Consider the following 21,769-nt stretch of genomic DNA (forward strand, 5'->3'; position numbering starts at 1 on the left):
CGACGAGTGAGACACATGACCGAGATCGCACCGAACGCGGCGGCCACCCCGGAACCCGAGGGCCGGGAGCGGCTCAGCCTGGGCACGGCCGCGGCCCGCAACCTGGCCACCACCACGAAAACCCCACCGCAGATGCGCTCGATCAGTCCACGGTGGCTGCTGCGCATGCTGCCGTGGGTCGAGACCACCAGCGGCTCCTACCGGGTCAACCGACGGTTGACCTACCAGCTCGGCGACGGACGCCTGACGTTCTCCAACACCGGCGACCGGGTTCGCGTGCTGCCCCCGGAGTTGCGCGAAATCCCGTGCCTGCGGGAGCTCGACGACGAGACGGTGCTCGCCGCGCTGGCCGAACGGTTCACCCAGCACCACTACGCCCCGGGCGAGAACATCACCACCGTGGGCGCGCCCGCCGAGGAGCTGGTGCTGCTGGCCCACGGCAAGGTCAACACCCGCACCCCCGGCCCCTACGGGGGAGAAACCTCGCGGGACGTGCTCGCCGACGGTGACTACCTCGGAGAACACGTCCTCACCGGCGGCCGGGACACCTGGCCCGTCACGGCCACCGCGCTGACGCCGTGCATCGTGCTGACCCTGTCCCGTCGCGCCGTGGAGGAGCTCACCGAGCGCTCCGAGGTGCTGCGCACCCACCTCGACCGGGTGCGCGACCACACCCCACCCGCGCACAACAAGCACGGCGAAGCAGCCATGTGGCTGGCCTCCGGCCACGACGGCGAGCCCGAGCTGCCCGGCACGTTCGTCGACTACGAGCTCACCCCCCGCGAGTACGAGCTCAGCGTGGCCCAGACTGTGCTGCGGGTGCACACCCGGGTCAGTGACCTGTACAACCAGCCGATGAACCAGCTCGACCAACAGCTGCGACTCACGGTCGAGGAGCTGCGGGAGCGGCAGGAGGCGGACCTGGTCACCAACCGCGAGTTCGGGCTGCTGCACAACGCCGACCTGCGCCAGCGCATCCAGACCACCGGCGGTCCGCCCACTCCGGGTGATCTCGACGAGCTGCTGTCCCGGCGCCGCAAGTCCGAGTTCTTCCTCGCCCACCCCCGGACCATCGCCGCGTTCGGCCGCGAGTGCACCCGCCGGGGCGTCTACCCGGACAGCGTCGAGGTGCACGGCACCCGCATGACCGCCTGGCGCGGCGTTCCGCTGCTGCCCTGCGACAAGATCCCCGTCAGCGACACCGGAACCAGCTCGGTACTGGTACTGCGCACCGGGGAGAAACACCAAGGGGTGGTCGGGTTGCACCAGACCGGCATCCCCGACGAGTACGCCCCCGGTCTCAACGTGCGGTTCATGGGCATCAACAGCCAGGCCGTCACGTCGTACCTGGTCAGCGCATACTACTCCGCTGCCGTGCTCACTCCCGACGCGCTCGGCGTGTTGGAGAACGTCGAGATCGCCCGGTGAAAGGAACGCTCCCATGGCCACCCCCGAGGTGTTCCCGCACGCCGCCCCGGCCCGGCGGGCCTACCAGGCCCTGAGCGACGCGCGCGACCGGGTCGACCCGGCGCTGCGCTCGGCCGTCGACACGCTGCCCGAGGACATGCGCCACATCGCCCGGTACCAGTTCGGCTGGATCGACGAACACGGTGGGCTCAGCGAGACCTCCGGCGGCAAGGCACTGCGTCCCGCGCTGGTTCTGCTCGCCGCCGAGGCCGTCGGTGGCACCGTCGAGCAGGCCCTGCCCGCGGCGGTCGCCGTCGAACTCGTACACAACTTCTCGCTGATCCACGACGACGTCATCGACACCGACGCCACGCGCCGCCACCGCCCCACGGCCTGGAGCGTGTTCGGGGCCAGCGCGGCGATCCTGGCCGGTGACTCCCTGCTCTCGCTGGCCTCCGGGGTACTCGCCGACAGTGAGCACCCGGCCGCCCTGTCCGGCATCCGCCTGCTCAACACCACTGTCCAGGAACTCGTTCAGGGGCAGGTCACGGATCTGGCCTTCGAGCAGCGTGATGATGTCGACGTCGCCGAGTGCCAGCGCATGGCCGAAGCCAAGACCGCCGCGCTGCTGGCGAGCGCCTGTGAACTCGGGGCCCGGTACGCCGGTGCCGACCCACGGCGAACCGAACACCTGCGCCGCTTCGGCCACGACCTCGGGCTGGCCTTCCAGCACGTCGACGACCTGCTCGGCATCTGGGGTGACCCCGACACCACCGGCAAACCCGCCTACTCCGACCTGCACGCCCGCAAGAAGACCCTGCCCGTGGTGTTCGCGCTGAACTCGGAGACCCCCGCCGGGCGGCGACTCGCCGCGCACTACCACCATCCTCCGAACGCGGAAACCGACCTGACCGCCACCGCCGAGCTCGTCGACATCGCGGGAGGGCGCTCCTGGAGTCACACCCAGGCCGACCGGCTGCTCACCAGTGCCCTGGGCCACCTCGACGCGGCCGGTCCCACAGCCCGGGCCGAGGAACTGACCGCGCTCGCCCATCTCGTCACCCAGCGCGACCACTAGGCGCTCTCCGGCCCGTTGTTCGTGCCGAGCCGTCTCGCGAGGTTGGTTTCACTGCGCTGAGTCCGACTGGATTGCGATCTGAACGGACATACTTCGGATTCCCGCACCCCAGAAGCCTTCATTCCGCTGCGGCCTGGCACACCGCTGACCTTCGACCGTGTGGGGTACTTCGTATGGTCGAAGGCCAGCGGTGGACGTTCTCGGCCTCGTCAGTGTAGTGATCTACCGCTGGTTCAGCGATCAACGTTCCTGACGAATAATGACTGCCTCTACCCGTAGCCCAGTACCGATGATGGTTAGTACAAGGGCGAGCATGTTTGCCCATTGAGCAGTGGTTCCGGCTGCGATGACTTGCGAGAAGATGATGAGAAACGCGGTGAGCAGGGCCACGAAACCGAGAGTGGCCCTGCTGCCTGCTGTGTCGGATGGCTTGAACTTGTCAGTCAGGTTGGCGATTATGGGGTCCTTGCAGAATGGGTGTGTTGGCATGCTGGGTGTGGGACGAGGTGCTGCTGGCCCGGCTGCGGGCGGCGGATCGGTTGGATGTCTCCCGGGCGGTGGTGGACTCGTCCTCCGTTCCGGCCAAGCGGGGACGTGCTAGCCCACAAGTGGGGCCGAGCCCGGTTGACCGAGGCCGACCGGGCTCGAAACACCATGTGCTCACCGAGGCGGTCGGCACACCGGGGGCAGTGCGCTCCCCCGGGCCGGTCGGCACGATCTGACACAGCTGCCCGGGATGGTGCAGACCCTGTCGGCTGTGGTGGCCACACCGGACGAACTGCTCGGTGACACGGCCTACGACTCCCACACCTGCCGTGACGCCCTGACCAGTCAGGGCATCACACCCCGGCTCGGGAACCGCACACGTGTCCACGGGTCCGGACTCGGCAGGCTGCGCCGGGTCGTCGAAGCCGCCCTCGCCTGACTCCACGGAGCCCGCACACTCCACATCCAGTGGGAGACCCGCGACGACATGCACAAGGCCCTGCTCCCACTCGACCACTGCATGATCCTCGCCCGCAAACACCCCGCAGTCTGAAAGCACCCCTTAGGCAAAATTGGCCGCCCCTGTCGTGAGGGCCGCTCCCCCGACCGAAACGGGCACGAACTGTCGGGCGGCCGTGGTGGCGAACCCCTAGTTTCGAGTGCGGAAGGGAGGCCACCATGCTCGACCGGCTCAACGAGGCCATGGATCACCTCGAACGGCACATCGCCGCCGAGGTCGACATCGACGTGCTGGCCAGGATCGCCCGCACCTCGCCGCACCACTTCCGCCGGATGTTCTCCGCCCTGGCCGGGATCCCGCTGTCGGAGTACGTGCGCAGGCGCAGGCTGACCCTGGCGGCGGGTGAGGTGCTGGCCGGGCAGCGCTGCCTGCTCGACATCGCCGTCACCTACGGCTACGGGTCCAACGAGGCCTTCGCGCGGGCGTTCCGCGCCGTGCACGGTGTCGGCCCGGCCGAGGCACGCCGGTCCGGAACGGCACTGACCTCCCAACCACGGATGACGTTTCACCTCACCGTCGAAGGGAGCACACCGATGGAGTACCGGATCGTCGACAAGCCGGAGTTCCGGCTGCTCGGCTACCGCACCGAGGTGCCGATCGTGCACGAGGGACACAACCAGGCCATCGCCGAGTTCATCGCGAGTGTCGGCGTCGAACGGTTGGCGCGGTTGAAGCCGCTGTCGGACCAGGAACCGCGCGGCGTCGTCTCCGCCGTGGAACCGCTCGACGCCTCGTCCCGCGCCGAGGGCAGCCTGGTCGACTACATGCAGGGGGTGGTGTCCTCGGCCTCCGCCCCGGAGGGGGTGGAGGAGCGCGTCGTGCCCGCCGGGAAGTGGGCCGTGTTCCACACGGTGGGCAAGGCCCCCGAGGCCGCGCAGTACCTGTGGCGGGACGTGTTCACCCAGTGGTTCCCGTCCAACCCCTACCGCAGCGTCGCCGGACCGGAGATCCTGCGCACCGAGTTCTCCGCGGACGAGACTGACACCTCCTGCGAACTCTGGCTGCCCGTGGAGCACGACGGCTAGCGTCGCACCAGCGTGGCTCCCCGGTACCCACACGGGCGCCGGGAGCCGCCGAGGTCGCCCGAATTCGTGGTGGTGGGCGTCACCGCTGTCTCCGTAGGATGATCACCGAACGCTTGCTTACCCACCACGAAGCGAGGAAAGGCGCCCGTCGAATGGACGCGGAGATAACACTGCGGGTGGACGGGCAGCGGCGAACGCTGTCGGTGGACACCCGAACCACCCTGTTGGACGCGCTGCGCGAGAGACTTGGGGTGATCTCGCCGAAGAAGGGCTGCGACCACGGCCAGTGCGGTGCCTGCACCGTGCTGCTCGACGGCCGTCGGGTCACCAGCTGCCTGACCCTGGCCGTCGCCCAGGACGGCGCGGAGGTGACCACGGCCGAAGGACTGTCCGAAGGGGATCGTCCGCATCCGGTGCAACAGGCCTTTCTGGAGCACGACGGCTTCCAGTGCGGCTACTGCACGCCGGGGCAGGTCTGCTCGGCGGTCGGGATGCTCGACGAGGTCAAGGCCGGCTGGCCCAGCCACGTCACCGAGAACCTCGAAGAGGAGCCAGACCTCGACGACGAGGAGATCCGGGAACGGATGAGCGGCAACCTCTGCCGCTGCGGCGCCTACACCAACATCGTCTCAGCCATCCGAGAGGCCGCGGAGTGAAACCCTTCGACTACGAACGCGCGGACGACACCGACGGTGCTATCGCCACCGTCAGCGACGACCCCACAGCGACGTACCTCGGCGGTGGGACCAACCTCGTCGACCACATGAAACTGGGGGTGGCCGAACCCGGCAAGCTCGTCGACATCACCAAGCTGCCCTACGACTTCGTCGAGACACTGCCGGACGGGCGGGTCTCCGTCGGTGCCACGGTCCGCAACAGCGAGCTGGCCGCCTCCCACGTGATCCGGCAGAGCTATCCGGTGCTGGCCCAGGCCCTGCTGGCCGGGGCCTCCGGGCAGCTGCGCAACCTGGCCACCACCGGCGGCAACCTGGTGCAGCGCACCCGCTGCGCCTACTTCCAGGACCCCAGCACGCCGTGTAACAAACGCGAACCCGGATCCGGCTGCTCCGCCCTGGAGGGCTGGAACCGCCATCACGCGATCCTCGGCGCCTCCGAGCACTGCGTGGCCACCCATCCCTCCGACATGGCGGTCGCCCTGGCCGCGCTCGACGCCACCGTGGTGGTGCGCGGCAGCAACGGGCAACGTCGGATCCCGGTCACCGAGCTGCACCGGCTTCCCGGTGACGAGCCCGAACGCGACACCGTGCTCGAACACGGCGAGCTGATCACCTCCGTGGAACTGCCCGCACCCTCGGTCAGTGCCCGTTCCACCTACCGCAAGGTCCGGGAACGGGCCTCCTACGCCTTCGCCCTGGTCTCCGTGGCCGCGGTCATGGAGGTGGACGAGGGCACCGTCCGCGACGCCCGCATCGCCCTGGGCGGGGTGGCGCACAAACCCTGGCGGGCCGAGGCCGCCGAGCGGGAACTGCGCGGAACCCCCGCCACCGAGGAGAACTTCCGGCGGGCGGCCGAGGCGGAACTGGAGCAGGCCGAGTCCCTGCGGGACAACGCCTTCAAGATCCCCATGACCCGTAACACCCTGTGCGCGGTGCTGCGCGAGCTCACCAGGGAGGACAGAGCATGACCGACGTGCTGACCGAGGACCCCGGGAGGGCCCCGCAGCGTCTCGACGGTCCGGACAAGGTGGCGGGAACGGCGCGTTACGCCTTCGAACAGCCCGTGGACGGCCCGCGCTATCTGCACCTGGTGCAGGCCGGGATAGCCCGGGGACGCGTGACCGGCACGGACACCAGCGCGGCGGAGGCACTGCCCGGGGTGCACACCGTGCTGACCCACGAGAACGCGGAGAAAGTGAACGCCGGTGGGGAACTCGCCGTGTTGCAGTCCCCGGAGGTCGCCTTCCGCGGCCAGGTGATCGGGGCTGTGCTGGCCGAGACCCCGGAGATCGCGGCCCAGGCGGCCGGTCTCGTGGAGGTCACCTACGAACGCCACCCCCACGAGTCCACGTTCGGCGTCGACGACCACCGGGCCCAGTCGCCGGACACCTCCTCCCCGATGGTCACCGAGGACCTGGATCAGGGGGACGTGGACGCGGCGCTGGAGGCCGCCGAGTACACGGTGGACGTCACCTACGCCACCCCTCCGGAACACAACAACCCGATGGAGCCGCACGCCACCGTGGCGGTGTGGGAGGACGGGGAACTCACCCTCTACGACTCCAACCAGGGACCGTACGTGGTGCGGGACGTGCTGGTTCCGATCTTCGGTCTCGACCCGGAACGGGTGCACGTGGTCTCACCCCACGTGGGCGGGGGTTTCGGTTCCAAGGGGATGCCCCACGCGCACGTGGTGGCCACGGTCATGGCCGCGCGGTTGACCCCCGGAAGGCCGGTCAAGTGCGCGTTGACCCGGGCGCAGATGTTCCCGCTGGTGGGTTACCGCCCGCCGGGTTTCCAGCGGGTCCGGCTGGGGACCGACGCCACGGGGCGGCTGGTCGCCACCGAGCACTCCGCGCTCGAACAGAGCTCGCGGCTGGCGGAGTACGCCGAGCAGAGTGCCGGGGCCTCCCGTGACATGTACGTCTCGCCGAACCGCCGGATCACCAACCGGGTGGTGGCGCTGGACGTGCCCGTGCCCACCTGGATGCGGGCTCCGGGGGAGGCCGGCGGGATGTACGCGCTGGAAAGCGCGGTGGACGAGATGGCCCAGGCCTGCGGCATGGACCCGATCGAGTTCCGCGTCCACAACGAGCCCGACACCGCCCCCACCTCGGGGCGGCCGTTCTCCAGCCGCAACCTGGTCACCTGCCTGCGCCGGGGGGCCGAGCGGTTCGGCTGGGCCGAACGCGACCCCAGGCCGGGGGTTCGGCGCGAGGGCGACTGGCTGGTCGGAACCGGGGTGGCCGCCGCGAGCTTCCCCAGTTTCACCATCCCCGGCTCGGTGGCCACCGTCGGCTACGCCGACGGGTACTACCGGGTGGAGATCGCGGCCTCCGACATCGGCACCGGGGCCCGCACCGCGTTGACCCAGATCGCGGCCGAGGCACTGGAGGTTCCGCTGTCGGCCGTGCGGCTGCACCTGGGTAGCACCGCCCAGCCCAAGGCCAGCCTCGCCGGTGGCTCCTCGGGGACGGCCTCGTGGGGGACTGCGATCGTCCAGGCGGCGCGGGCCTTCCGCGCCGAACACGGCGAGCATCCCCCGGAAGGGGCCGAGACCACCACGAAGTCCGAGCCCGACCCGGAGGCGGGCAAGTACGCGATGAACGCCTACGGCGCCCAGTTCGCCGAGGTCCGGGTGCACGCCGACACCGGCGAGGTGCGGGTGCCGCGCCTGCTCGGTGTCTTCGCCGCCGGGCGCATCGTCAACGCCCGGACCGCGCGTTCGCAGTTCGCGGGCGGGATGACCATGGGGCTGTCCATGGCCCTGCACGAGCACGGCGTGGTCGACGGGCGGTTCGGTCACGTGGTCAACAACGACTTCGCCGGCTACCACATAGCCGCCCACGCGGACGTGGGGTCGGTGGAGGTGGACTGGATCGACGAGCACGATCCGCACGTCAACCCGATGGGGACCAAGGGCATCGGCGAGGTGGGCATCGTCGGGGTGGCCGCCGCCATCGGCAACGCCGCCCACCACGCCACCGGTGTCCGGGTTCGTGAGCTGCCGCTCACGCCGGAGAAGTTCCTGACCGACGGGTGAGCGGTGGACCCCTGTCACGCGCCTGCGCTGTCCCCGGAAACGGTCAGCGTTTCCGGGGGCGGGAGTCCCGGGAGACGGGTCTGCTCCCCCAGGTGCGGTACCAGCGCCAGTTGATCGTGGCGTCGGCCAGCAGCACCACCACGCCCAGGGCCACCAGTCCCAACCCCACCGTCAGCGAGACCGCCAGAGTGGTGAACACCGCCACCAGCAACAGCGGGATCACCATGATCCAGCAGAACGGGTCGATGCTGCCGAAAAACGAGGGGTTGGGGCGGGAACTCCCCTGGTCACGCGCCACCGGGATGCTCACTTTCCGTCGATGCCTGGTCCGGGAGGGATTATCGGGCACGCGGTGGCCCCCCGACGGGCGGGGTTGGCTCCGGCGGTCCCGGAAGTCCCGGACACGGGCGCCGCCCCTTACCGACGGTCGTGGGAGGAGCGGGAGGACCTTCCACGGAAGGTGGTGCCGTCCGGGAAACCGAACGTCCAGTCGTCGGGGCCGAACCGCCAGCGTCGGGGGGTGAGACGCCAGTGCGGGGAGGGCGTCGGCGGAGTGGAGAACTCCGGTATCCGGCGGAGCGTGGCGAATCCCGTGGCAGAGGCCGCGAGGAAGGCGGGCAGAGCCACGCTCAGGGGAGCGTCGAGTAGGTTCAGCGCCGCCAGCGTCAGGTTCGGTGCCGTCAGTGCGGTGACGAACAGTGTCCTGCGTCGCCGGGACATCGCCTTCCAGACCGGGGAGAGGGGGAGTCCGCCGGATGGACCTCTCCGGGAATTGCGGTCGTCTCCGGGTGGGTGGGACATGTGTGTCACTCCGGTGTCGGTTCCGTCGTGTGCGGGACGGGAATCAACTCAGCCTCGGTAGAGTCGGGTCGCGTAGGAGTCCCCGTAGTAGTGCTCCAGTTCCTCCAACGGGGTGTCCGCGCGCCTCCGTGTCCACGAGGAACGGGGCCTCGCGCACGAGACGGGCTCTTCCGTTGACGCGGAAGAGTGTCCCCGCGTCCCGGAATCATGTGGAGCAGTCCCACATGCGGGTTGCGCAGGATGGTGTGGAAACCGCCGGCGCGGCGGTCGCCGGGGCGTTCGGGCAGCGCGATCGTGCGCTGGTCGAGGACCAGGGTGAAACCGGCCGGATCCCCCTTGGGGAGACGTCGTGGTTCCCCAGTTCGTCAGAGGTGGCCACCAGGCAGAACGGGGAGTGGGCCAGCCACGTCCTGTCCGGTTCGTGTGGGACGGACCGTTCCTTGTCCAGGGTGCGGGGTGAGGGGGTTCCGATCAGTTCTCGTAGATCTTGTTCGTCGGTGACCTCGGTGTGGTTCGTGCCCGGGTGGTCGGGATGGTGCTCCGCTGTCATGCGTCCGCCTCTTCGTGGGAATCGGTGCGGACGACGATATTCGGGTACGGAGCCGTGATCAGTGATTCGGGTCACCGTGAGGGTGGTTGTGGTCCGAACCCGGGGGAGGGGCGCCGTACCGGGATGGACGGCGTGGTGGGGAGGGGACGGGCGGGTCGTGGGAGGCGGCGGCGATCGCCGCCTCCCACGCCGCGAGGGGCCGTCCGTGGTGTCCCGGGCGCGGAAACGGCGGTACCCGTCCCACCGGGTCGGGAGGTAGAGTGACGTTCGACCCCGCTCAGCTTCCCGCGGCGACCAGCAGTGATCCGGGAGTGTGGTCGTCGGGGAGTGCGAGCAGGCGGTCGATCACCTCGTAGACGGTGCCGCTGGTTCGCCACAGGATCGTGTTCGGCCGGTAGATGTTCTCCTCCGAGCTGGGCATCCTGGTGGCGACCACGTGGTCCTCCGACTCCAGCTGGATCACGTCGATGACATTGTCGTGTCCGCGGACTCCGACGATCGCCTCGGGCTCTCCCGCGGCGTCGGAGGACTGTACGAACTGGAAACCACGCGCGACGAGCCGCAGTAAGCGCGCCTCGTAGCCGCCTTCGGGCTCACCGGAGGAAGTCATCGAACTCACCGTCCTTGGCTCCTGCCACGAACGCGGCCATCTCGGCGCGGGTGTAGAGGAGGGCGGGGCCCTGGGGGTCCCGCGAGTTGCGCACGGCGACCTCGCCCTCGTCGAGGGCGGCGACCTCCACGCAGTTGCCGATCGCTCCGCTGTGCCTGCTCCTGCGCCACTGTGCGTCGGTGAGCAGCGCCGCCGAGGTGCTGGTGCGAGGTTCTTCGTGCATAAGGCCACCTTTCCGGTCTCTGTGCATGTGCACGTGCACGTGATCTTGCCAAGGGGGTGGGGCGTTGACAATGCATGTGCACGTGCATCTGCACAAAGCCACCCGATCGTGCGAGTTTGTTTCCCTCTCGTTCCTCCGGAGTTCACTCAGCGAGGTGGTCGTGTCGGCGCGAACTAGCCACGTTCGGGGGATGAAGGAGATTCCGAGTACGCCGCGTGCCGAGTCGGGAGGTCCGTCTCGAACTCCGGGACTCCCGAACGGGAGGTGACCGGCTCCGGCGGGGAACTCACCCGATACTCTCCCGCACCCGCCGCAACATTTTCCGGGAGTTCTCCGGCGTCTCCGCGTCCACGGTCAACCGGTCGAAGACCCTTCCGTACTTCTCGATCTCGATCGGTTTGTCCAGGTGCAACGCTCCGGCCAGATGTTCCACGTACACCAGGTTCGGCAGTTCCGGCTCGGCGAAGCGCAGCATGGTGAACGAACCCTCCGCCGCGTAACCGCTGAGCCGGTAGGGCACCACCTGCAGGATGATCGTGGAACGTTTGGTCATCTCCAGCAGGTGGTCGAGCTGTGCCCGCATCACCTCCAGCCCTCCGATGGGGCGGTGCAGCACCGACTCGTCGATGACCGCCCAGAGCCGGGGCGCGTCCGGGGTGTTGAGCAGTTTCTGTCGTCGCATCCGCAGCGCCACCCGCCGGTGCACCTGTTCGTCGGCGAGCTCGGGCCTGCCGCGACTGGCTATGGCCCTGGCGTAGTCCTCGGTCTGTAACAGTCCCGGAACGAACTGGAGCTCGAAAGTCTGGATCCGGGAGGCGGACTCCTCCAGGCCGACGTAGTCCTGGAACCAGTCGGGCATGAGATCGCTGTAGCGGTTCCACCAACCCGGCTGGTTGGACTCGCGCACCATCTCCAGGAAGGGCTGCTGGTGCTGCGGTTCGACACCGTAGCGGCGCAACAGGTCGACCACGTCGCGTTCCTTGACGGTGACCTTGGCCAACTCGATACGGCTGATCTTCGACGCGGAACCGCGTATGGACTCGGCGGCTTCCTCCCTGGTGATGTCGGCCGCCTCCCGCAGACGACGCAACTGGGTTCCGAGCACGATCCTGCGCGCGGTCGGTTTCGGGCCATCCTCGACCCCGTCGTGCTGGTCACCGGAATCGACAGTGCTCATCCTCGTTCTCGTCCCCTCGATGTGGACAGCAGGGTCTCGTGTGCTCACGGAGTGGATCCGGCGGCCCCGTACGTGTCCCGTGTTCGTCCCGCGTTCGGCCGATCCGAATCCCGCTGAACGGTTTCGTGAGGTTACCTCCCTGTGCTTGTATTTACCGAACGAGTCCGTCCTCCCACGGCGCGTGCTCGATTCTTCCGCAGAAGTCCGCCGGGATCACGTGAGGTTGTGATGACCGAAGTCAGCCACTTGCAGGAAAGCGCCACCCCGATCCACCTCGACACGAGCAAGGCGAGCGTCGCCAGGGTCTACGACGCCTTCCTGGGCGGCAAGGACAACTACGAGATCGACAGGCAGGTGTTCGAGGACGTCAAACGTGTCGCTCCGGAGGCGGCCGACCTCGCCTGGGACAACCGCGAGTTCCTCATCCGGGTCACCCGCTTCGTGGCGGGCCAGACCGGGGTGCGGCAGTTCCTGGACTGCGGATCCGGACTGCCGACCGCGGAGAACACCCACCAGGTGGCCCAGCGGATCGCCCCGGAGTCCACGGTGGTCTATGTGGACAACGATCCGGTGGTGCTGGCCCACGGGCGCGCCTTACTGGAGGAGAACGAACAGACCCACTTCAGCGCGGCCGACATCTTCGACCCCCGCGAACTGCTCTCCGACCCGGTGGTCAACCGCCACCTCGACTTCTCCGAACCGATCGCGTTCTTCCAGCTCGGCACCCTGCACCACCACGTGGAGGGGGCGGACCCCGCCGAGATCATGGAGGAGTTCGTGCGGGCGCTGCCCTCCGGCTCCCTGGTGGCCGTGAGCCACTTCTTCGACCCGGAGGACGACGGGTACTACAGCGACCTGGCCCGTCGCATGGAGCAGGTCTTCCTGCACAGTCCCATGGGCTCCGGGGCCTTCCGCACCCGGGCGCAGATCGAGGCCATGTTCCCCGGCCTGGAGATGATCGATCCGGGTGTGGTGCTGTGCTGCGAATGGTGGCCCGACGGTCCCCGGCTGCGCAAGCAGCCCGAGGTCTCGAACTGCATCGTCGGAGGGGTGGGACGCAAACCCTGAGTCCACCGGGACTCGCCGCGAGCAGGGGCCGGGCCGTCGAGACCTCGTCGGGTGGGCTCACCCGCCCGCCGGGGCGGCGAACTCCGGTGCCGTCTCGGCGATCACGCGGGCCACCCGCCGAACCTCGTCGTCCTCCAGGTCCGCCCGTGCCGTCAGTCGCAGCCGGGAGTCCGCGTCGGGAACCGACGGGGGACGGAAGCAGCCCACCCGCACCCCGCGTTCGAGACACCGGCTCGCCCAGGCGACCGCGGCCTCCGGGGCACCGACGGGAACCCCCAGCACCGCGGCCCCCGGTTCTCCGACGCCGATCCCGTGGTCGAGCAGTTCCTCGCGCAGCTGCCGCGTCACGGCCCGCACCCGCGTGGGCAGGTGTGACCGCCCGCGCAGCAACCGGATCCCGGCCAGGGCCGCCGCCGCGGCGGCGGGAGCCAACGCCGTGTCGAACACGAAGGGACGGGCCGTCTGGGCGATGTGCTCGACGACCCGACGCGGCCCCAGCACGGCTCCCCCCTGGGCGCCCAGGGCCTTGGACAGGGTCACGGTGGCCACGGCGTCGGCGGGTGCCCCCAGCCCGAACGCGGAGAACGCCCCGGCTCCCTCACCCAGCACGCCGAGCCCGTGGGCGTCGTCGACCAGCAATCCGCTGCCGTGCTCGCGGCAGACCGTCAGCAGCCGGTCCAGCGCGGCCACGTCACCGTCCACGGAGAACACCGACTCGGTCAGCACCACCGCCGGGCGTGGACTCTCCCGCAGCACGGCGCGCACCGCGTCCGGATCGGAGTGCGCGACCACCCGCACCTCGGCCCGGCAGAGCCGGCAGCCGTCGATGAGGGAAGCGTGGTTGTTCCGGTCGGAGACGATCAGGGAACCCTCGTCGGTCAGTGCCGTGACCAGCGCCAGGTTGGCGGCGTAACCGGAGGAGAACACCAGCGCGGCCTCCGTGCCGTACCAGGCCGCCAGCTCCTCCTCCAGGGTGGCGTGCAGCTCGGTGGTGCCGGTGACCAGCCGGGAACCGGTGGAACCCGCTCCCCAGGTCCGCACCGCTTCGGCGGCGGCCTCGGTGATGACCGGGTGCCGGGACAACCCGAGGTAGTCGTTGCCGGCCAGGTCGAGCACGCCCTCGGTGGCCGCACGCGGCCGCAGGACCCGGTGCAGTCCGTTCTCCCGCCGCAGACGGTCCCGGTGCTCGACCCAGGCGAAGACGGTCTCCGGGTGCGCGGTGCTGGGGGCGGGGGGTTTCTCCGGAGTCATGGATCCATGCTGAGTGGATCCGCCCGCACGACGGCAGTGTTCGACACGCACAACCGCGCCAGCCTCGTTTTGTCCGCTCCGCGACTGTGACCGTGAACCGGCGGGGGAGGATCATCCCGACGTGTTCTCCCTCGACGCCCCATTGACCCCGCGCGAACTGTCCCAACTGGACCGCGCGCGGGTCTGGCATCCCTACACCACCTCCCCCACCGACTCCGAACACCCGGTGGTCGACTCGGCCGAGGGGGTCCGACTGCGGTTGGCCGAACCGGTGCACGGGGTCGACGAGCTCATCGACGGCATGTCCTCGTGGTGGGCCGCCATCCACGGCTACGCCCACCCCGAACTGGACGCGGCCGCCCACGCGCAAATAGACCGGATGAGCCACGTGATGTTCGGCGGGCTCACCCACGAGAACGCCGTGCGACTGGCCGCGACGCTCACCGAGATAACCCCGGCCTCGCTGGACCACGTGTTCCTGGCCGACTCTGGTTCGGTGTCGGTGGAGGTCGCGCTCAAGATGTGCCTGCAGTACTGGCGTGGGCTCGGCAGACCCGAGAAACGGCGGGTGCTCACCTGGCGTGGTGGCTACCACGGCGACACCTGGCACCCGATGAGCGTGTGCGACCCGGAGGGCGGTATGCACCACCTGTGGCGGGGCGCGCTGCCCGAGCAGGTGTTCGCCGAGGCACCGCCGGCGGGCTTCTCCGCCGAGGCCGACGCGGACTACCTCCACCACCTGGAGGGGCTGCTGCGGCGGCACTCCGGGGAACTGGCCGCGATCATCGTCGAGCCGGTGGTGCAGGGGGCCGGGGGGATGCGTTTCCACTCCCCGGAGTACCCGCGCAGGCTGCGGGAACTGGCCGACAGGCACGGGGTGCTGCTCGTCTTCGACGAGATAGCCACCGGTTTCGGACGTACCGGCGAGCTGTTCGCCGCCGACCACGCCGGGGTGGCCCCCGACGTGCTGTGCCTGGGCAAGGCACTCACCGGCGGCTACCTCACCATGGCGGCCACCGTGGCCTCCGGGAGGGTGGCCGAGGGCATCGCCGGCGGCGAGGTTCCCGTGCTCGCCCACGGCCCCACGTTCATGGGAAACCCGCTGGCCTCGGCGGTGGCCCGCGCCTCGCTGCGGGTGCTGCTGCGGGACGACTGGCGGGCGCGGGTGCGCCGGATCGAGTCGGGACTGGCGAGCGGGCTGGCTCCCGCCGCCGAACTGCCGGGAGTGCGGGACGTGCGGGTCCTCGGAGCGATCGGGGTGATCCAGCTCGACCGTCCGGTGGACACGGCCGCTGCCGCCGCGGCTGCCGTGGAGCGCGGCGTCTGGCTGCGCCCCTTCCGGGACCTGATCTACACGATGCCGCCCTACGTCATCGACGAGGAGGACCTCGCGCGCGTGACGGAGGCGGCCGTCGCCGCGGCACGGGTGGGGTGAGTCATGTCCACTGCTGCGCTGTTCGTCACCGGCACCGGTACCGACGTCGGCAAGACCGTGGTCACCGCCGCCGTGGCGGCCCTGGCGTCGCGGCCGGTCGCTGTGGTCAAACCGATCCAGACCGGCACCGACGAGCACGACGGGGACACCGCCGAACTCGCGCGGCTGGTGCCCGGGGTGGACACCTTCGAGTTCGCGCGCTACCCCGAGCCGCTGGCCCCCGCCACCGCGGCGCGCCGGGCCGGAACTCCCCCGCCCACTCCGGACAGTGTTTCCCGGAGGCTGGCGGAACTGTCCACCGAGTACTCCACCGTGCTGGTCGAAGGGGCCGGGGGAGTGCTGGTTCCCTTCGACGAGCACGGCAACACCCTGCTGGACGTGGCCGCGCGGTTGTCCGCGCCGGTGCTCGTGGTCTGCTCGCCCGGGTTGGGGACGCTGAACGTCACCGCGCTGACGGTGCGGGAGGTGCTGCGGCGGGGACTGCACTGCCCCGGCACGGTGTTCGGGAGCTGGCCGCGCGAGCCGGGCACGGTGGAGAACTGCAACACCACCGACCTGCCGTGGGTGACCGGTGTCCCGCTGCTGGGGGCGGTCGAGGAGGGGGCTGGTGCCTGCTCCCGTGAGGAGTTCGCGGCCCGGGCCCGGCACTGGCTGGCCCCCGACCTGGGGGGAGTCCGTCCGGTCACCGCGCCACCCGACTGAGTGCGGCGGTGCCGGGATGGGCGGGTTCGCCGCCCGCGGCCGTTCCCACCGGACGGGTGGGATTTTTCGGGCGGTGTTGCTACCGTCGGCTCGGTGAGTGATCGGTCGCGTTCCGTGCTGGTGCTTGGGGCGGGAGTGCAGGGGCTGAGCACAGGTGTCGTGCTGGCCGAGTCGGGATGCCGGGTGCGCATCAGAACCGCCGAGCACCCGCAGGAGACGACCTCGGCGGTGGCCGGAGCGATCTGGGGCCCGACCTCGTTGCACCCGGTGGAGCGGGCGAGACGCTGGGCGGCCCGGACCCACGCCGTCTTCCTCGACCTGGCCGCCCAGCCGGACACCGGGGTGCACTCGACGCTGGGGACGGTGGCGAGCCGGACCGGTTTCCCCGAGTCCCCACCGGGCTCGCTGGGACTGCTCGACGGTGTCCGCCCGTGCGGGGCCGGGGAGTTGCCCTCGGGATTCGTGGTGGGCCTGCGGGCCACGGTTCCGCTGGTGGACATGCCGCGCTACCTGGAGTACCTGACCGACCGTTTCCTGGAGGCGGGCGGGGACCTCGTGCTCGGGCCGGTCTCCGGTCTGGCCGAGGCGGCCGAGGAGAGCCCGCTGGTGGTGAACTGCACCGGGGTGGCGGCGCGGGAACTGGTGGGCGACCCGGGGGTACGCCCGGTTTCCGGTCATCACGTGGTCGTGGACAACCCCGGTATCGAGGAGTACTTCGTCGAGCTCGGCGACACCGGCGAGTGGGCGAGCTACATGCCGCACGGGCGGCGACTCGTGCTCGGCGGAACCGCCGTGGAACACGACTGGAGTCGGACTCCGGACTCCCGGGCCGCCGAGGGGATCCTGCGCCGGTGCGGCGCGATCCAACCGCTGCTGCACGACGTGCGGATACGCGGCACGATCGTCGGTCTGCGGCCGACCAGCGACGCGGTGCGGCTGCACACCGAGCACTTCGCGGGGGCCCGCGTGGTGCACAACTACGGGCACGGGGGCAGCGGGGTGATGGTCTCCTGGGGCTGTGCCCAGGAGGCGGCGGAATTGGCGCTGGCGGAGTCGGGGTGATCCGCTCCGAGCGGACTCGGAGTCCGGGGGGGAGCGCCGGGGACACAGTCTGCCGGGGCAGCACGGTGGTCGAGTACACTGACCAGCCGCCACGGGAGTCCAGCGCGCTGGGCTGAGAGGAGGGCACGGGGTCCTCGACCGTTCACCTGAACCGGGTCACGCCGGCGCAGGGAGGCACGTGATCGGCTCGGCGTCACGCTGCTCGTGGTGTGGCTTCGGGAGGATCATTGAAACGACACACCGCACGTTGGACGCGTGCCGCGGTGGCGCTGGCCGGAGTGCTCTCGGTCGCGGGCTGCTCGCTCATCGGAACCGACGGTGGTTCCGCGGACTCCGGAACAGTGACCCTGGTCACCCACGACTCCTTCGCCATCAGCGACGAGGCCCGCGAGAGTTTCGAACGCGAGTCCGGCTACGAGCTGCGCGTCAGGAAGACGGGCGACGCGGGTGCGCTGACCAACGAGCTCGTGCTGACCAAGGACGCCCCGATCGGCGACGTCGCCTTCGGAGTGGACTCCACGTTCTACTCCCGGGCGCTCGACGCGGACGTGTTCGTCCCCTACCGCCCGCGGGGCTCCGCCTCCATCCCGGTGAAGTACGCGGTGGCCGACACCAGACTGACCCCGATCGACGCCGGGGACGTGTGCGTCAACATCGACAAACGCTGGTTCGCCGAGCACGACGTGGAACCGCCCCGGAACCTGCGGGACCTGACCGAACCCCGCTACCGGGGCCTGTTCGCCGTGCCCAGCCCGGAGACCTCCTCACCGGGGCTGGCGTTCCTACTGAACACCGTGGCGACCTTCGGCCCCGACCAGGGGTGGAAGAACTACTGGAGCCGGCTGGTCGACAACGACGTCCGTGTCTCGTCGAGCTGGCAGGAGGCCTACAACCAGGACTTCTCCGGCTCCTCCGGATCCGGGCAGCGGCCGATCGTGCTGTCCTACGCCTCCTCGCCCGCCGCCGAGGTGGACGATCAGGGGCGGGCGCGCACCGAGGCCCTGCTGGACACCTGCTACCGGCAGGTGGAGTACGCGGGGGTGCTGCGGGGAGCCGAGCATCCGAAGGCCGCGCGCGAGTTGATGGACTTCCTGCTCTCGTGGACCTTCCAGAGCCAGGTCCCCGAGCAGATGTACGTCTACCCGACCGTGCTCGGGGTGGAGCTTCCCGAGAACTGGGAGCGGGTGGCGCCCCGGCCGGAGGACTCCACCGAACTGGATCCGCGGCGGGTGGAGGACAACCGCGCCGAGTGGATCAGCCAGTGGCGTGAGCTGACCCGCCGATGACGGTGGACCTCTCCCCGCGGGGCTCCCCGTCGGCCGGGCGGCGGGACGTCGGCACCGACAACGGGGTTCTGCTGCGCCGGGTGGGCTGGTCGGCCTGTGCCCTGCTGGTGCTCGGGTTCCTCGGTGTCTTCTTCGCCTGGCCGGTGCTGGCCATCCTGCACCGGGGACTGTCCACCCCGGATCCCGGGCTGCTGGCCGAACCGCAGACCTGGAGGCTGGTCGCCTTCACGGTGGGACAGGCGGCGGCCTCCACCGCCCTGGCGCTGGTGGCGGGTCTGCCGCTGGCCTTCCTGTTCGCGCGGGTGCGGATCCCGGGCAAGGTGCTGCTGCGCGCGCTGGTCACCGTGCCGTTCGTGCTGCCCACGCTGGTGGTGGGGATGGCGTTCCGGGCGCTGCTCGGCACGGACGAGCCGAACGCGTTCGCGATCGTGCTGGCCAACGCGTTCTTCAACGTGGCCGTGGTGGCCCGCACCGTCGGGGGACTGTGGGCGCGGTTGGACCGCCGCGCCGAGGACGCCGCCCGCAGCCTGGGGGCGGGGCCGCTGCGGACCTTCCGCACCGTCACCCTGCCGGCGCTGCGTCCCGCCGTGTTCTCGGCCGTGGCGGTGGTGTTTTTGTTCTGCTCCACCAGCTTCGGGGTGGTGCTGGTGCTGGGGGGCGGCCGTTACCGCACCCTGGAAACCGAGATCTACCTGCGCACCGTCCGGCTGCTCGACCTGTCGGGCGCGGCGACGCTCTCGCTGGTGCAGCTGGCCGCCGTGCTCGCCGCCCTGACGGTCGCCGCGTTCGCCCGGCGTCGGGGCGGAGCCGCCGGGGTGAGCGGTTCGGAGGTTCCGACACGACGACCCCGCGGCGCGGAGTGGGCGCCGGTGGCCGCGGCCGGGGCCGTGCTGCTGGCGCTGGTGGTGCCGATCGCGGCGCTGGTGGTGCGTTCGCTGCGCAGCCGGGACGGGTGGAGCCTGGACGGCTATCGTGCCCTGTCCGGAACCGGGCAGGGCGCTCTGGAGGTGTCCGGCTGGCAGGCCGCGTGGAACTCGGCGCACACGGCGTTCGACGCCACGTGGATGGCGTTGCTGCTGGGACTGCTGGCCTGCGCGGTGCTGGTGACCTCGCGCAGACGCTGGGCTGCGGAACTGATGGACGCGGCCCTGATGCTGCCGCTGGGGGTCTCGGCGGTGACCGTGGGCTTCGGGTACCTGATCACGTTGCACCTGCTTCCCGGGGACCTGCGGACCTCGCCGTTGTTGGTGCCGCTGGCCCAGGCCCTGGTGATCACCCCACTGGTGATCCGGGTGGTCCTGCCGGTGTTGCGTTCGGTCGACGACCGGCTGCGGGCCGCCGCGGCCACGCTCGGGGCCGGGCCGCTGCGCACGCGGCGTGAGGTGGATCTGCCGCTGGCGGCGCGGGCGGTGGTCACGGCCGCCGGGTTCGGTTTCGTCGTGGCGCTCGGGGAGTTCGGGGCCACCGGGTTCCTGGCCCGCCCGGAGAGTCCGACCCTGCCCGTGGCCGTCAGTGAGTTGATCGCCCGACCGGGAGAGCTCACCACGCAGATGGCCTATGCGGTCTGCGCCCTGCTGATGGTGGTCACGGTCGTGGCGGTGCTGGTGATCGAGACCCTGCGTACGGACTCACCGGGGGAGTTCTGATGGGTGTGGCGCGATCCGGTGCCGTTCGGGGGACCGAACCGTCCGACACGGACGACGGGTTGCGGATGAACGCGGTGACGGTGCGCTACGGCGGCACGACCGTTTTATCCGAAGTGGACTTGGAGGTGCCGCGCGGCGAGGTGTTGGCCGTGCTGGGGCCCTCAGGATGCGGGAAGTCGACCCTGCTGCGCACCATCGCCGGGCTGGAGAGCCTCGCCGCGGGGGAGGTCCGTTTCGACGGGCGGGACCTGTCCGGGGTGCCGGTGCACCGTCGCGGCTTCGGCATGGTCTTCCAGGACGGGCAGCTGTTCGGGCACCGGGACGTGGCGGGCAACGTGGAGTTCGCGCTGCGGATGCGCGGCGTCGGCCGGAAGGAACGGCGCGCCGAGGCCGACCGGCTGCTGGAGCTGGTGGGACTGGCCGGCTACCAGCGCCGTCGGGTGCGGCAGCTCTCCGGCGGGCAGGCCCAACGGGTCGCGCTGGCCCGCGCGCTGGCGGCCGAACCCCGGATGCTGTTGCTGGACGAGCCGCTGTCCGGCCTGGACCGGGCTCTGCGCGACAGGCTCACCGTGGACCTGGCCAGGTTGCTCTCCGCCGAGGACAGCCCAACGGCCGTGATGGTGACCCACGACCTCGACGAGGCCTTCGCCCTGGCCGACCGGGTGGCCGTGCTGCACGAGGGCCGGGTGTTGCAGACGGACGAGCCGCGTCGGCTGTGGCGCGCTCCGCGCGACGAACGGGTGGCGCGGTTCCTCGGGTGCACCACCTTCCTGGACGCGCACGTCACGGACGGTCTGGCCTCCGGGCCGCTGGGCACGGTGTCGACGCCGGAGCAGCCGGACGGGCCGGTGCGGCTCGGGCTGCGTCCGGTCGGCGTGCGAGCCAGGGCGGGACGGTGCCCGGGCGGAGCGGAGACCACCGGCAGGGTGGTGGAGCGGATGCACCGGCACGACCACGTGCGGCTGCTCGTCGACGCGGGAGAGGGACAGGTGAACCGGGTCGAGGCCGTCGCCGAGGGGGCGGAGATCCCGGAGCAGGGCGAGGAGGTCGCCCTGCGTCTCGACCCGGTCGGCGTGGCGGTGCTCAGCGGGGCTTCGCGGCAGCGGCGAACTCGGACAGCAGCGAGTCCGCCCTCCGGCCGTCCAGGGACTCCCGAATGATGTCGGCGTGCCCGGCGTGCCGGGCGGTTTCCTCGATCAGATGCAGCAGAACCCAGCGTGTGGTGAACGGCTCCAGATCGGTACGGCCCCGCATCTCCGGAGGCAGCGGGAGTTCGGCGTCAAGGTCGGCCACCTCGGCGACCGTGCTTTCAGTCTCGGCGGTGACCTCGGCGTAGGCGGCGAGGTTGTCGGCCAGTGACTCGTCCTGTTCCAGGGTGAACTCCCTCTCGAAGTCGGTGATGGGCCACAGGCCGGGAAGTTCCCGCCCGCCGATCTGGACGTTGACCCAGCGCCGCTCGACGCGTAGCACGTGTTTGACCAGCACGGTGATGCTCAGTCCGCTGGCGGTGGGGCGCTGCGCGGCACGCTGTTCGTCCAGTCCGTGCGCGGCGGCGCGCAGGGCGTCGCGCTGGTGTTCGAGGAAGGCCAGCAGTCCGTCGCGGTCGTCGGTGACACGGCGGGGCAGCAGTGATGTCACGGTGCGACTCCTGGTTCGGTGACCGCCGCCTCCGGTGCGGCGGTGTTCGCCACGAGCCTGCCACCGACCCCCGACACGCACCCG

General features: G+C 70.4%; 21 protein-coding genes and 2 pseudogenes. 14 read left to right on the forward strand and 9 right to left on the reverse strand.

Features of this window, described 5'->3' with window-relative positions:
* Nucleotides 1–15: 15 nt before the first annotated feature.
* Complete coding sequence (locus ACTMO_RS0102995) at nt 16–1,428, forward strand: family 2B encapsulin nanocompartment shell protein (RefSeq protein WP_019853177.1); 1,413 nt, start codon at nt 16–18, stop codon at nt 1,426–1,428.
* 13 nt (nt 1,429–1,441) lie between these two features.
* On the forward strand, nt 1,442–2,485 hold the full coding sequence (locus ACTMO_RS0103000) for a family 2 encapsulin nanocompartment cargo protein polyprenyl transferase (protein ID WP_019853178.1): 1,044 nt from the start codon (nt 1,442–1,444) through the stop codon (nt 2,483–2,485).
* A 240-nt stretch (nt 2,486–2,725) separates the two neighbouring features.
* Here the strand turns inward: ACTMO_RS0103000 and ACTMO_RS22760 are convergent, their stop codons facing one another.
* The gene (locus ACTMO_RS22760) at nt 2,726–2,875 is read right to left on the reverse strand and encodes a hypothetical protein (protein WP_157062778.1); all 150 of its coding nucleotides are present in this window, start codon (nt 2,873–2,875) and stop codon (nt 2,726–2,728) included.
* Nucleotides 2,876–2,991: 116 nt separating this feature from the next.
* On the opposite strand from ACTMO_RS22760, the pseudogene ACTMO_RS22210 reads away from it, so the two are divergent.
* The 5 genes and pseudogenes from ACTMO_RS22210 to ACTMO_RS0103025 form a co-directional block, all read left to right on the forward strand.
* Nucleotides 2,992–3,524 (forward strand): annotated as a pseudogene (locus ACTMO_RS22210) (transposase); the annotation flags it as partial.
* A gap of 125 nt (nt 3,525–3,649) precedes the next feature.
* Nucleotides 3,650–4,516: an AraC family transcriptional regulator gene (locus tag ACTMO_RS0103010; protein ID WP_019853180.1), complete on the forward strand. Its 867-nt coding sequence runs from the start codon at nt 3,650–3,652 to the stop codon at nt 4,514–4,516.
* Between the two features lie 152 nt (nt 4,517–4,668).
* A complete protein-coding gene (locus tag ACTMO_RS0103015; protein ID WP_019853181.1) occupies nt 4,669–5,172 on the forward strand; it encodes a 2Fe-2S iron-sulfur cluster-binding protein in 504 nt (167 codons plus the stop codon).
* On the forward strand, nt 5,169–6,161 hold the full coding sequence (locus tag ACTMO_RS0103020; RefSeq protein ID WP_019853182.1) for an FAD binding domain-containing protein: 993 nt from the start codon (nt 5,169–5,171) through the stop codon (nt 6,159–6,161). Before ACTMO_RS0103015 ends, ACTMO_RS0103020 begins: the two co-directional genes overlap by 4 nt.
* Nucleotides 6,158–8,236 carry a xanthine dehydrogenase family protein molybdopterin-binding subunit gene (locus ACTMO_RS0103025; protein ID WP_019853183.1) on the forward strand — a complete coding sequence of 693 codons (2,079 nt, stop codon included), beginning with the start codon at nt 6,158–6,160 and terminating at the stop codon, nt 8,234–8,236. The genes ACTMO_RS0103020 and ACTMO_RS0103025 overlap by 4 nt, the downstream gene beginning before the upstream one ends.
* A gap of 43 nt (nt 8,237–8,279) precedes the next feature.
* Here the strand turns inward: ACTMO_RS0103025 and ACTMO_RS0103030 are convergent, their stop codons facing one another.
* The 6 genes and pseudogenes from ACTMO_RS0103030 to ACTMO_RS0103055 all read right to left on the reverse strand — a co-directional run bounded on the left by ACTMO_RS0103030 (nt 8,280) and on the right by ACTMO_RS0103055 (nt 11,597).
* Complete coding sequence (locus ACTMO_RS0103030; protein WP_019853184.1) at nt 8,280–8,546, reverse strand: hypothetical protein; 267 nt, start codon at nt 8,544–8,546, stop codon at nt 8,280–8,282.
* Between the two features lie 107 nt (nt 8,547–8,653).
* Nucleotides 8,654–8,956 carry a hypothetical protein gene (locus ACTMO_RS0103035; protein ID WP_019853185.1) on the reverse strand — a complete coding sequence of 101 codons (303 nt, stop codon included), beginning with the start codon at nt 8,954–8,956 and terminating at the stop codon, nt 8,654–8,656.
* A 193-nt stretch (nt 8,957–9,149) separates the two neighbouring features.
* Nucleotides 9,150–9,587, reverse strand: a pseudogene (locus tag ACTMO_RS24000) (pyridoxamine 5'-phosphate oxidase family protein); the annotation flags it as partial.
* A gap of 277 nt (nt 9,588–9,864) precedes the next feature.
* Nucleotides 9,865–10,197 (reverse strand): hypothetical protein, encoded by a 333-nt coding sequence (locus ACTMO_RS0103045; RefSeq protein WP_019853186.1) that lies wholly within the window; start codon nt 10,195–10,197, stop codon nt 9,865–9,867.
* The gene (locus ACTMO_RS0103050) at nt 10,181–10,420 is read right to left on the reverse strand and encodes a DUF397 domain-containing protein (protein WP_019853187.1); all 240 of its coding nucleotides are present in this window, start codon (nt 10,418–10,420) and stop codon (nt 10,181–10,183) included. Before ACTMO_RS0103050 ends, ACTMO_RS0103045 begins: the two co-directional genes overlap by 17 nt.
* 286 nt (nt 10,421–10,706) lie before the next feature.
* Entirely contained in the window at nt 10,707–11,597 is an 891-nt protein-coding gene (locus tag ACTMO_RS0103055; RefSeq protein WP_019853188.1) for a helix-turn-helix domain-containing protein, read from the reverse strand.
* Between the two features lie 228 nt (nt 11,598–11,825).
* Between ACTMO_RS0103055 and ACTMO_RS0103060 the strand changes: the two genes are divergently transcribed.
* Complete coding sequence (locus tag ACTMO_RS0103060) at nt 11,826–12,665, forward strand: SAM-dependent methyltransferase (protein WP_019853189.1); 840 nt, start codon at nt 11,826–11,828, stop codon at nt 12,663–12,665.
* 57 nt (nt 12,666–12,722) lie between these two features.
* On the opposite strand, the gene ACTMO_RS0103065 is transcribed toward ACTMO_RS0103060, so the two are convergent.
* A complete protein-coding gene (locus tag ACTMO_RS0103065) occupies nt 12,723–13,916 on the reverse strand; it encodes an 8-amino-7-oxononanoate synthase (protein ID WP_019853190.1) in 1,194 nt (397 codons plus the stop codon).
* A 121-nt stretch (nt 13,917–14,037) separates the two neighbouring features.
* Between ACTMO_RS0103065 and ACTMO_RS0103070 the strand changes: the two genes are divergently transcribed.
* The 6 genes from ACTMO_RS0103070 (at nt 14,038) to ACTMO_RS0103095 (ending at nt 21,207) form a co-directional block, all read left to right on the forward strand.
* Nucleotides 14,038–15,351, forward strand: coding sequence for an adenosylmethionine--8-amino-7-oxononanoate transaminase (locus ACTMO_RS0103070; RefSeq protein WP_019853191.1), 1,314 nt, complete (start codon nt 14,038–14,040; stop codon nt 15,349–15,351).
* A 3-nt stretch (nt 15,352–15,354) separates the two neighbouring features.
* Complete coding sequence (gene bioD, locus ACTMO_RS0103075; protein ID WP_019853192.1) at nt 15,355–16,053, forward strand: dethiobiotin synthase; 699 nt, start codon at nt 15,355–15,357, stop codon at nt 16,051–16,053.
* Between the two features lie 93 nt (nt 16,054–16,146).
* On the forward strand, nt 16,147–17,115 hold the full coding sequence (locus ACTMO_RS0103080; protein WP_019853193.1) for an FAD-dependent oxidoreductase: 969 nt from the start codon (nt 16,147–16,149) through the stop codon (nt 17,113–17,115).
* A gap of 227 nt (nt 17,116–17,342) precedes the next feature.
* Nucleotides 17,343–18,401, forward strand: a complete 1,059-nt coding sequence (locus ACTMO_RS0103085; RefSeq protein WP_019853194.1) for a thiamine ABC transporter substrate-binding protein — start codon at nt 17,343–17,345, stop codon at nt 18,399–18,401.
* Entirely contained in the window at nt 18,398–20,047 is a 1,650-nt protein-coding gene (locus ACTMO_RS0103090; protein WP_019853195.1) for an ABC transporter permease, read from the forward strand. The genes ACTMO_RS0103085 and ACTMO_RS0103090 overlap by 4 nt, the downstream gene beginning before the upstream one ends.
* Entirely contained in the window at nt 20,047–21,207 is a 1,161-nt protein-coding gene (locus tag ACTMO_RS0103095; RefSeq protein WP_019853196.1) for an ABC transporter ATP-binding protein, read from the forward strand. The genes ACTMO_RS0103090 and ACTMO_RS0103095 overlap by 1 nt, the downstream gene beginning before the upstream one ends.
* Here the strand turns inward: ACTMO_RS0103095 and ACTMO_RS0103100 are convergent.
* The gene (locus ACTMO_RS0103100; protein WP_019853197.1) at nt 21,131–21,685 is read right to left on the reverse strand and encodes a DinB family protein; all 555 of its coding nucleotides are present in this window, start codon (nt 21,683–21,685) and stop codon (nt 21,131–21,133) included. The two genes, ACTMO_RS0103095 and ACTMO_RS0103100, sit on opposite strands and share 77 nt — an antisense overlap.
* Between the last annotated feature and the right edge of the window lie 84 nt (nt 21,686–21,769).

The organism is Actinopolyspora mortivallis DSM 44261, from assembly GCF_000384035.1.
Classification (GTDB): domain Bacteria; phylum Actinomycetota; class Actinomycetes; order Mycobacteriales; family Pseudonocardiaceae; genus Actinopolyspora; species Actinopolyspora mortivallis.

Coding starts and splice junctions, on each gene's coding strand:
- ACTMO_RS0102995 (WP_019853177.1), top strand. CDS start 16: ATGACCGAGATCGCACCGAACGCGGCGGCCACCCCGGAACCCGAGGGC.
- ACTMO_RS0103000 (WP_019853178.1), top strand. CDS start 1,442: ATGGCCACCCCCGAGGTGTTCCCGCACGCCGCCCCGGCCCGGCGGGCC.
- ACTMO_RS0103010 (WP_019853180.1), top strand. CDS start 3,650: ATGCTCGACCGGCTCAACGAGGCCATGGATCACCTCGAACGGCACATC.
- ACTMO_RS0103015 (WP_019853181.1), top strand. CDS start 4,669: ATGGACGCGGAGATAACACTGCGGGTGGACGGGCAGCGGCGAACGCTG.
- ACTMO_RS0103025 (WP_019853183.1), top strand. CDS start 6,158: ATGACCGACGTGCTGACCGAGGACCCCGGGAGGGCCCCGCAGCGTCTC.
- ACTMO_RS0103035 (WP_019853185.1), bottom strand. CDS start 8,956: ATGTCCCGGCGACGCAGGACACTGTTCGTCACCGCACTGACGGCACCG.
- ACTMO_RS0103045 (WP_019853186.1), bottom strand. CDS start 10,197: ATGACTTCCTCCGGTGAGCCCGAAGGCGGCTACGAGGCGCGCTTACTG.
- ACTMO_RS0103050 (WP_019853187.1), bottom strand. CDS start 10,420: ATGCACGAAGAACCTCGCACCAGCACCTCGGCGGCGCTGCTCACCGAC.
- ACTMO_RS0103055 (WP_019853188.1), bottom strand. CDS start 11,597: ATGAGCACTGTCGATTCCGGTGACCAGCACGACGGGGTCGAGGATGGC.
- ACTMO_RS0103060 (WP_019853189.1), top strand. CDS start 11,826: ATGACCGAAGTCAGCCACTTGCAGGAAAGCGCCACCCCGATCCACCTC.
- ACTMO_RS0103065 (WP_019853190.1), bottom strand. CDS start 13,916: ATGACTCCGGAGAAACCCCCCGCCCCCAGCACCGCGCACCCGGAGACC.
- bioD (WP_019853192.1), top strand. CDS start 15,355: ATGTCCACTGCTGCGCTGTTCGTCACCGGCACCGGTACCGACGTCGGC.
- ACTMO_RS0103090 (WP_019853195.1), top strand. CDS start 18,398: ATGACGGTGGACCTCTCCCCGCGGGGCTCCCCGTCGGCCGGGCGGCGG.
- ACTMO_RS0103095 (WP_019853196.1), top strand. CDS start 20,047: ATGGGTGTGGCGCGATCCGGTGCCGTTCGGGGGACCGAACCGTCCGAC.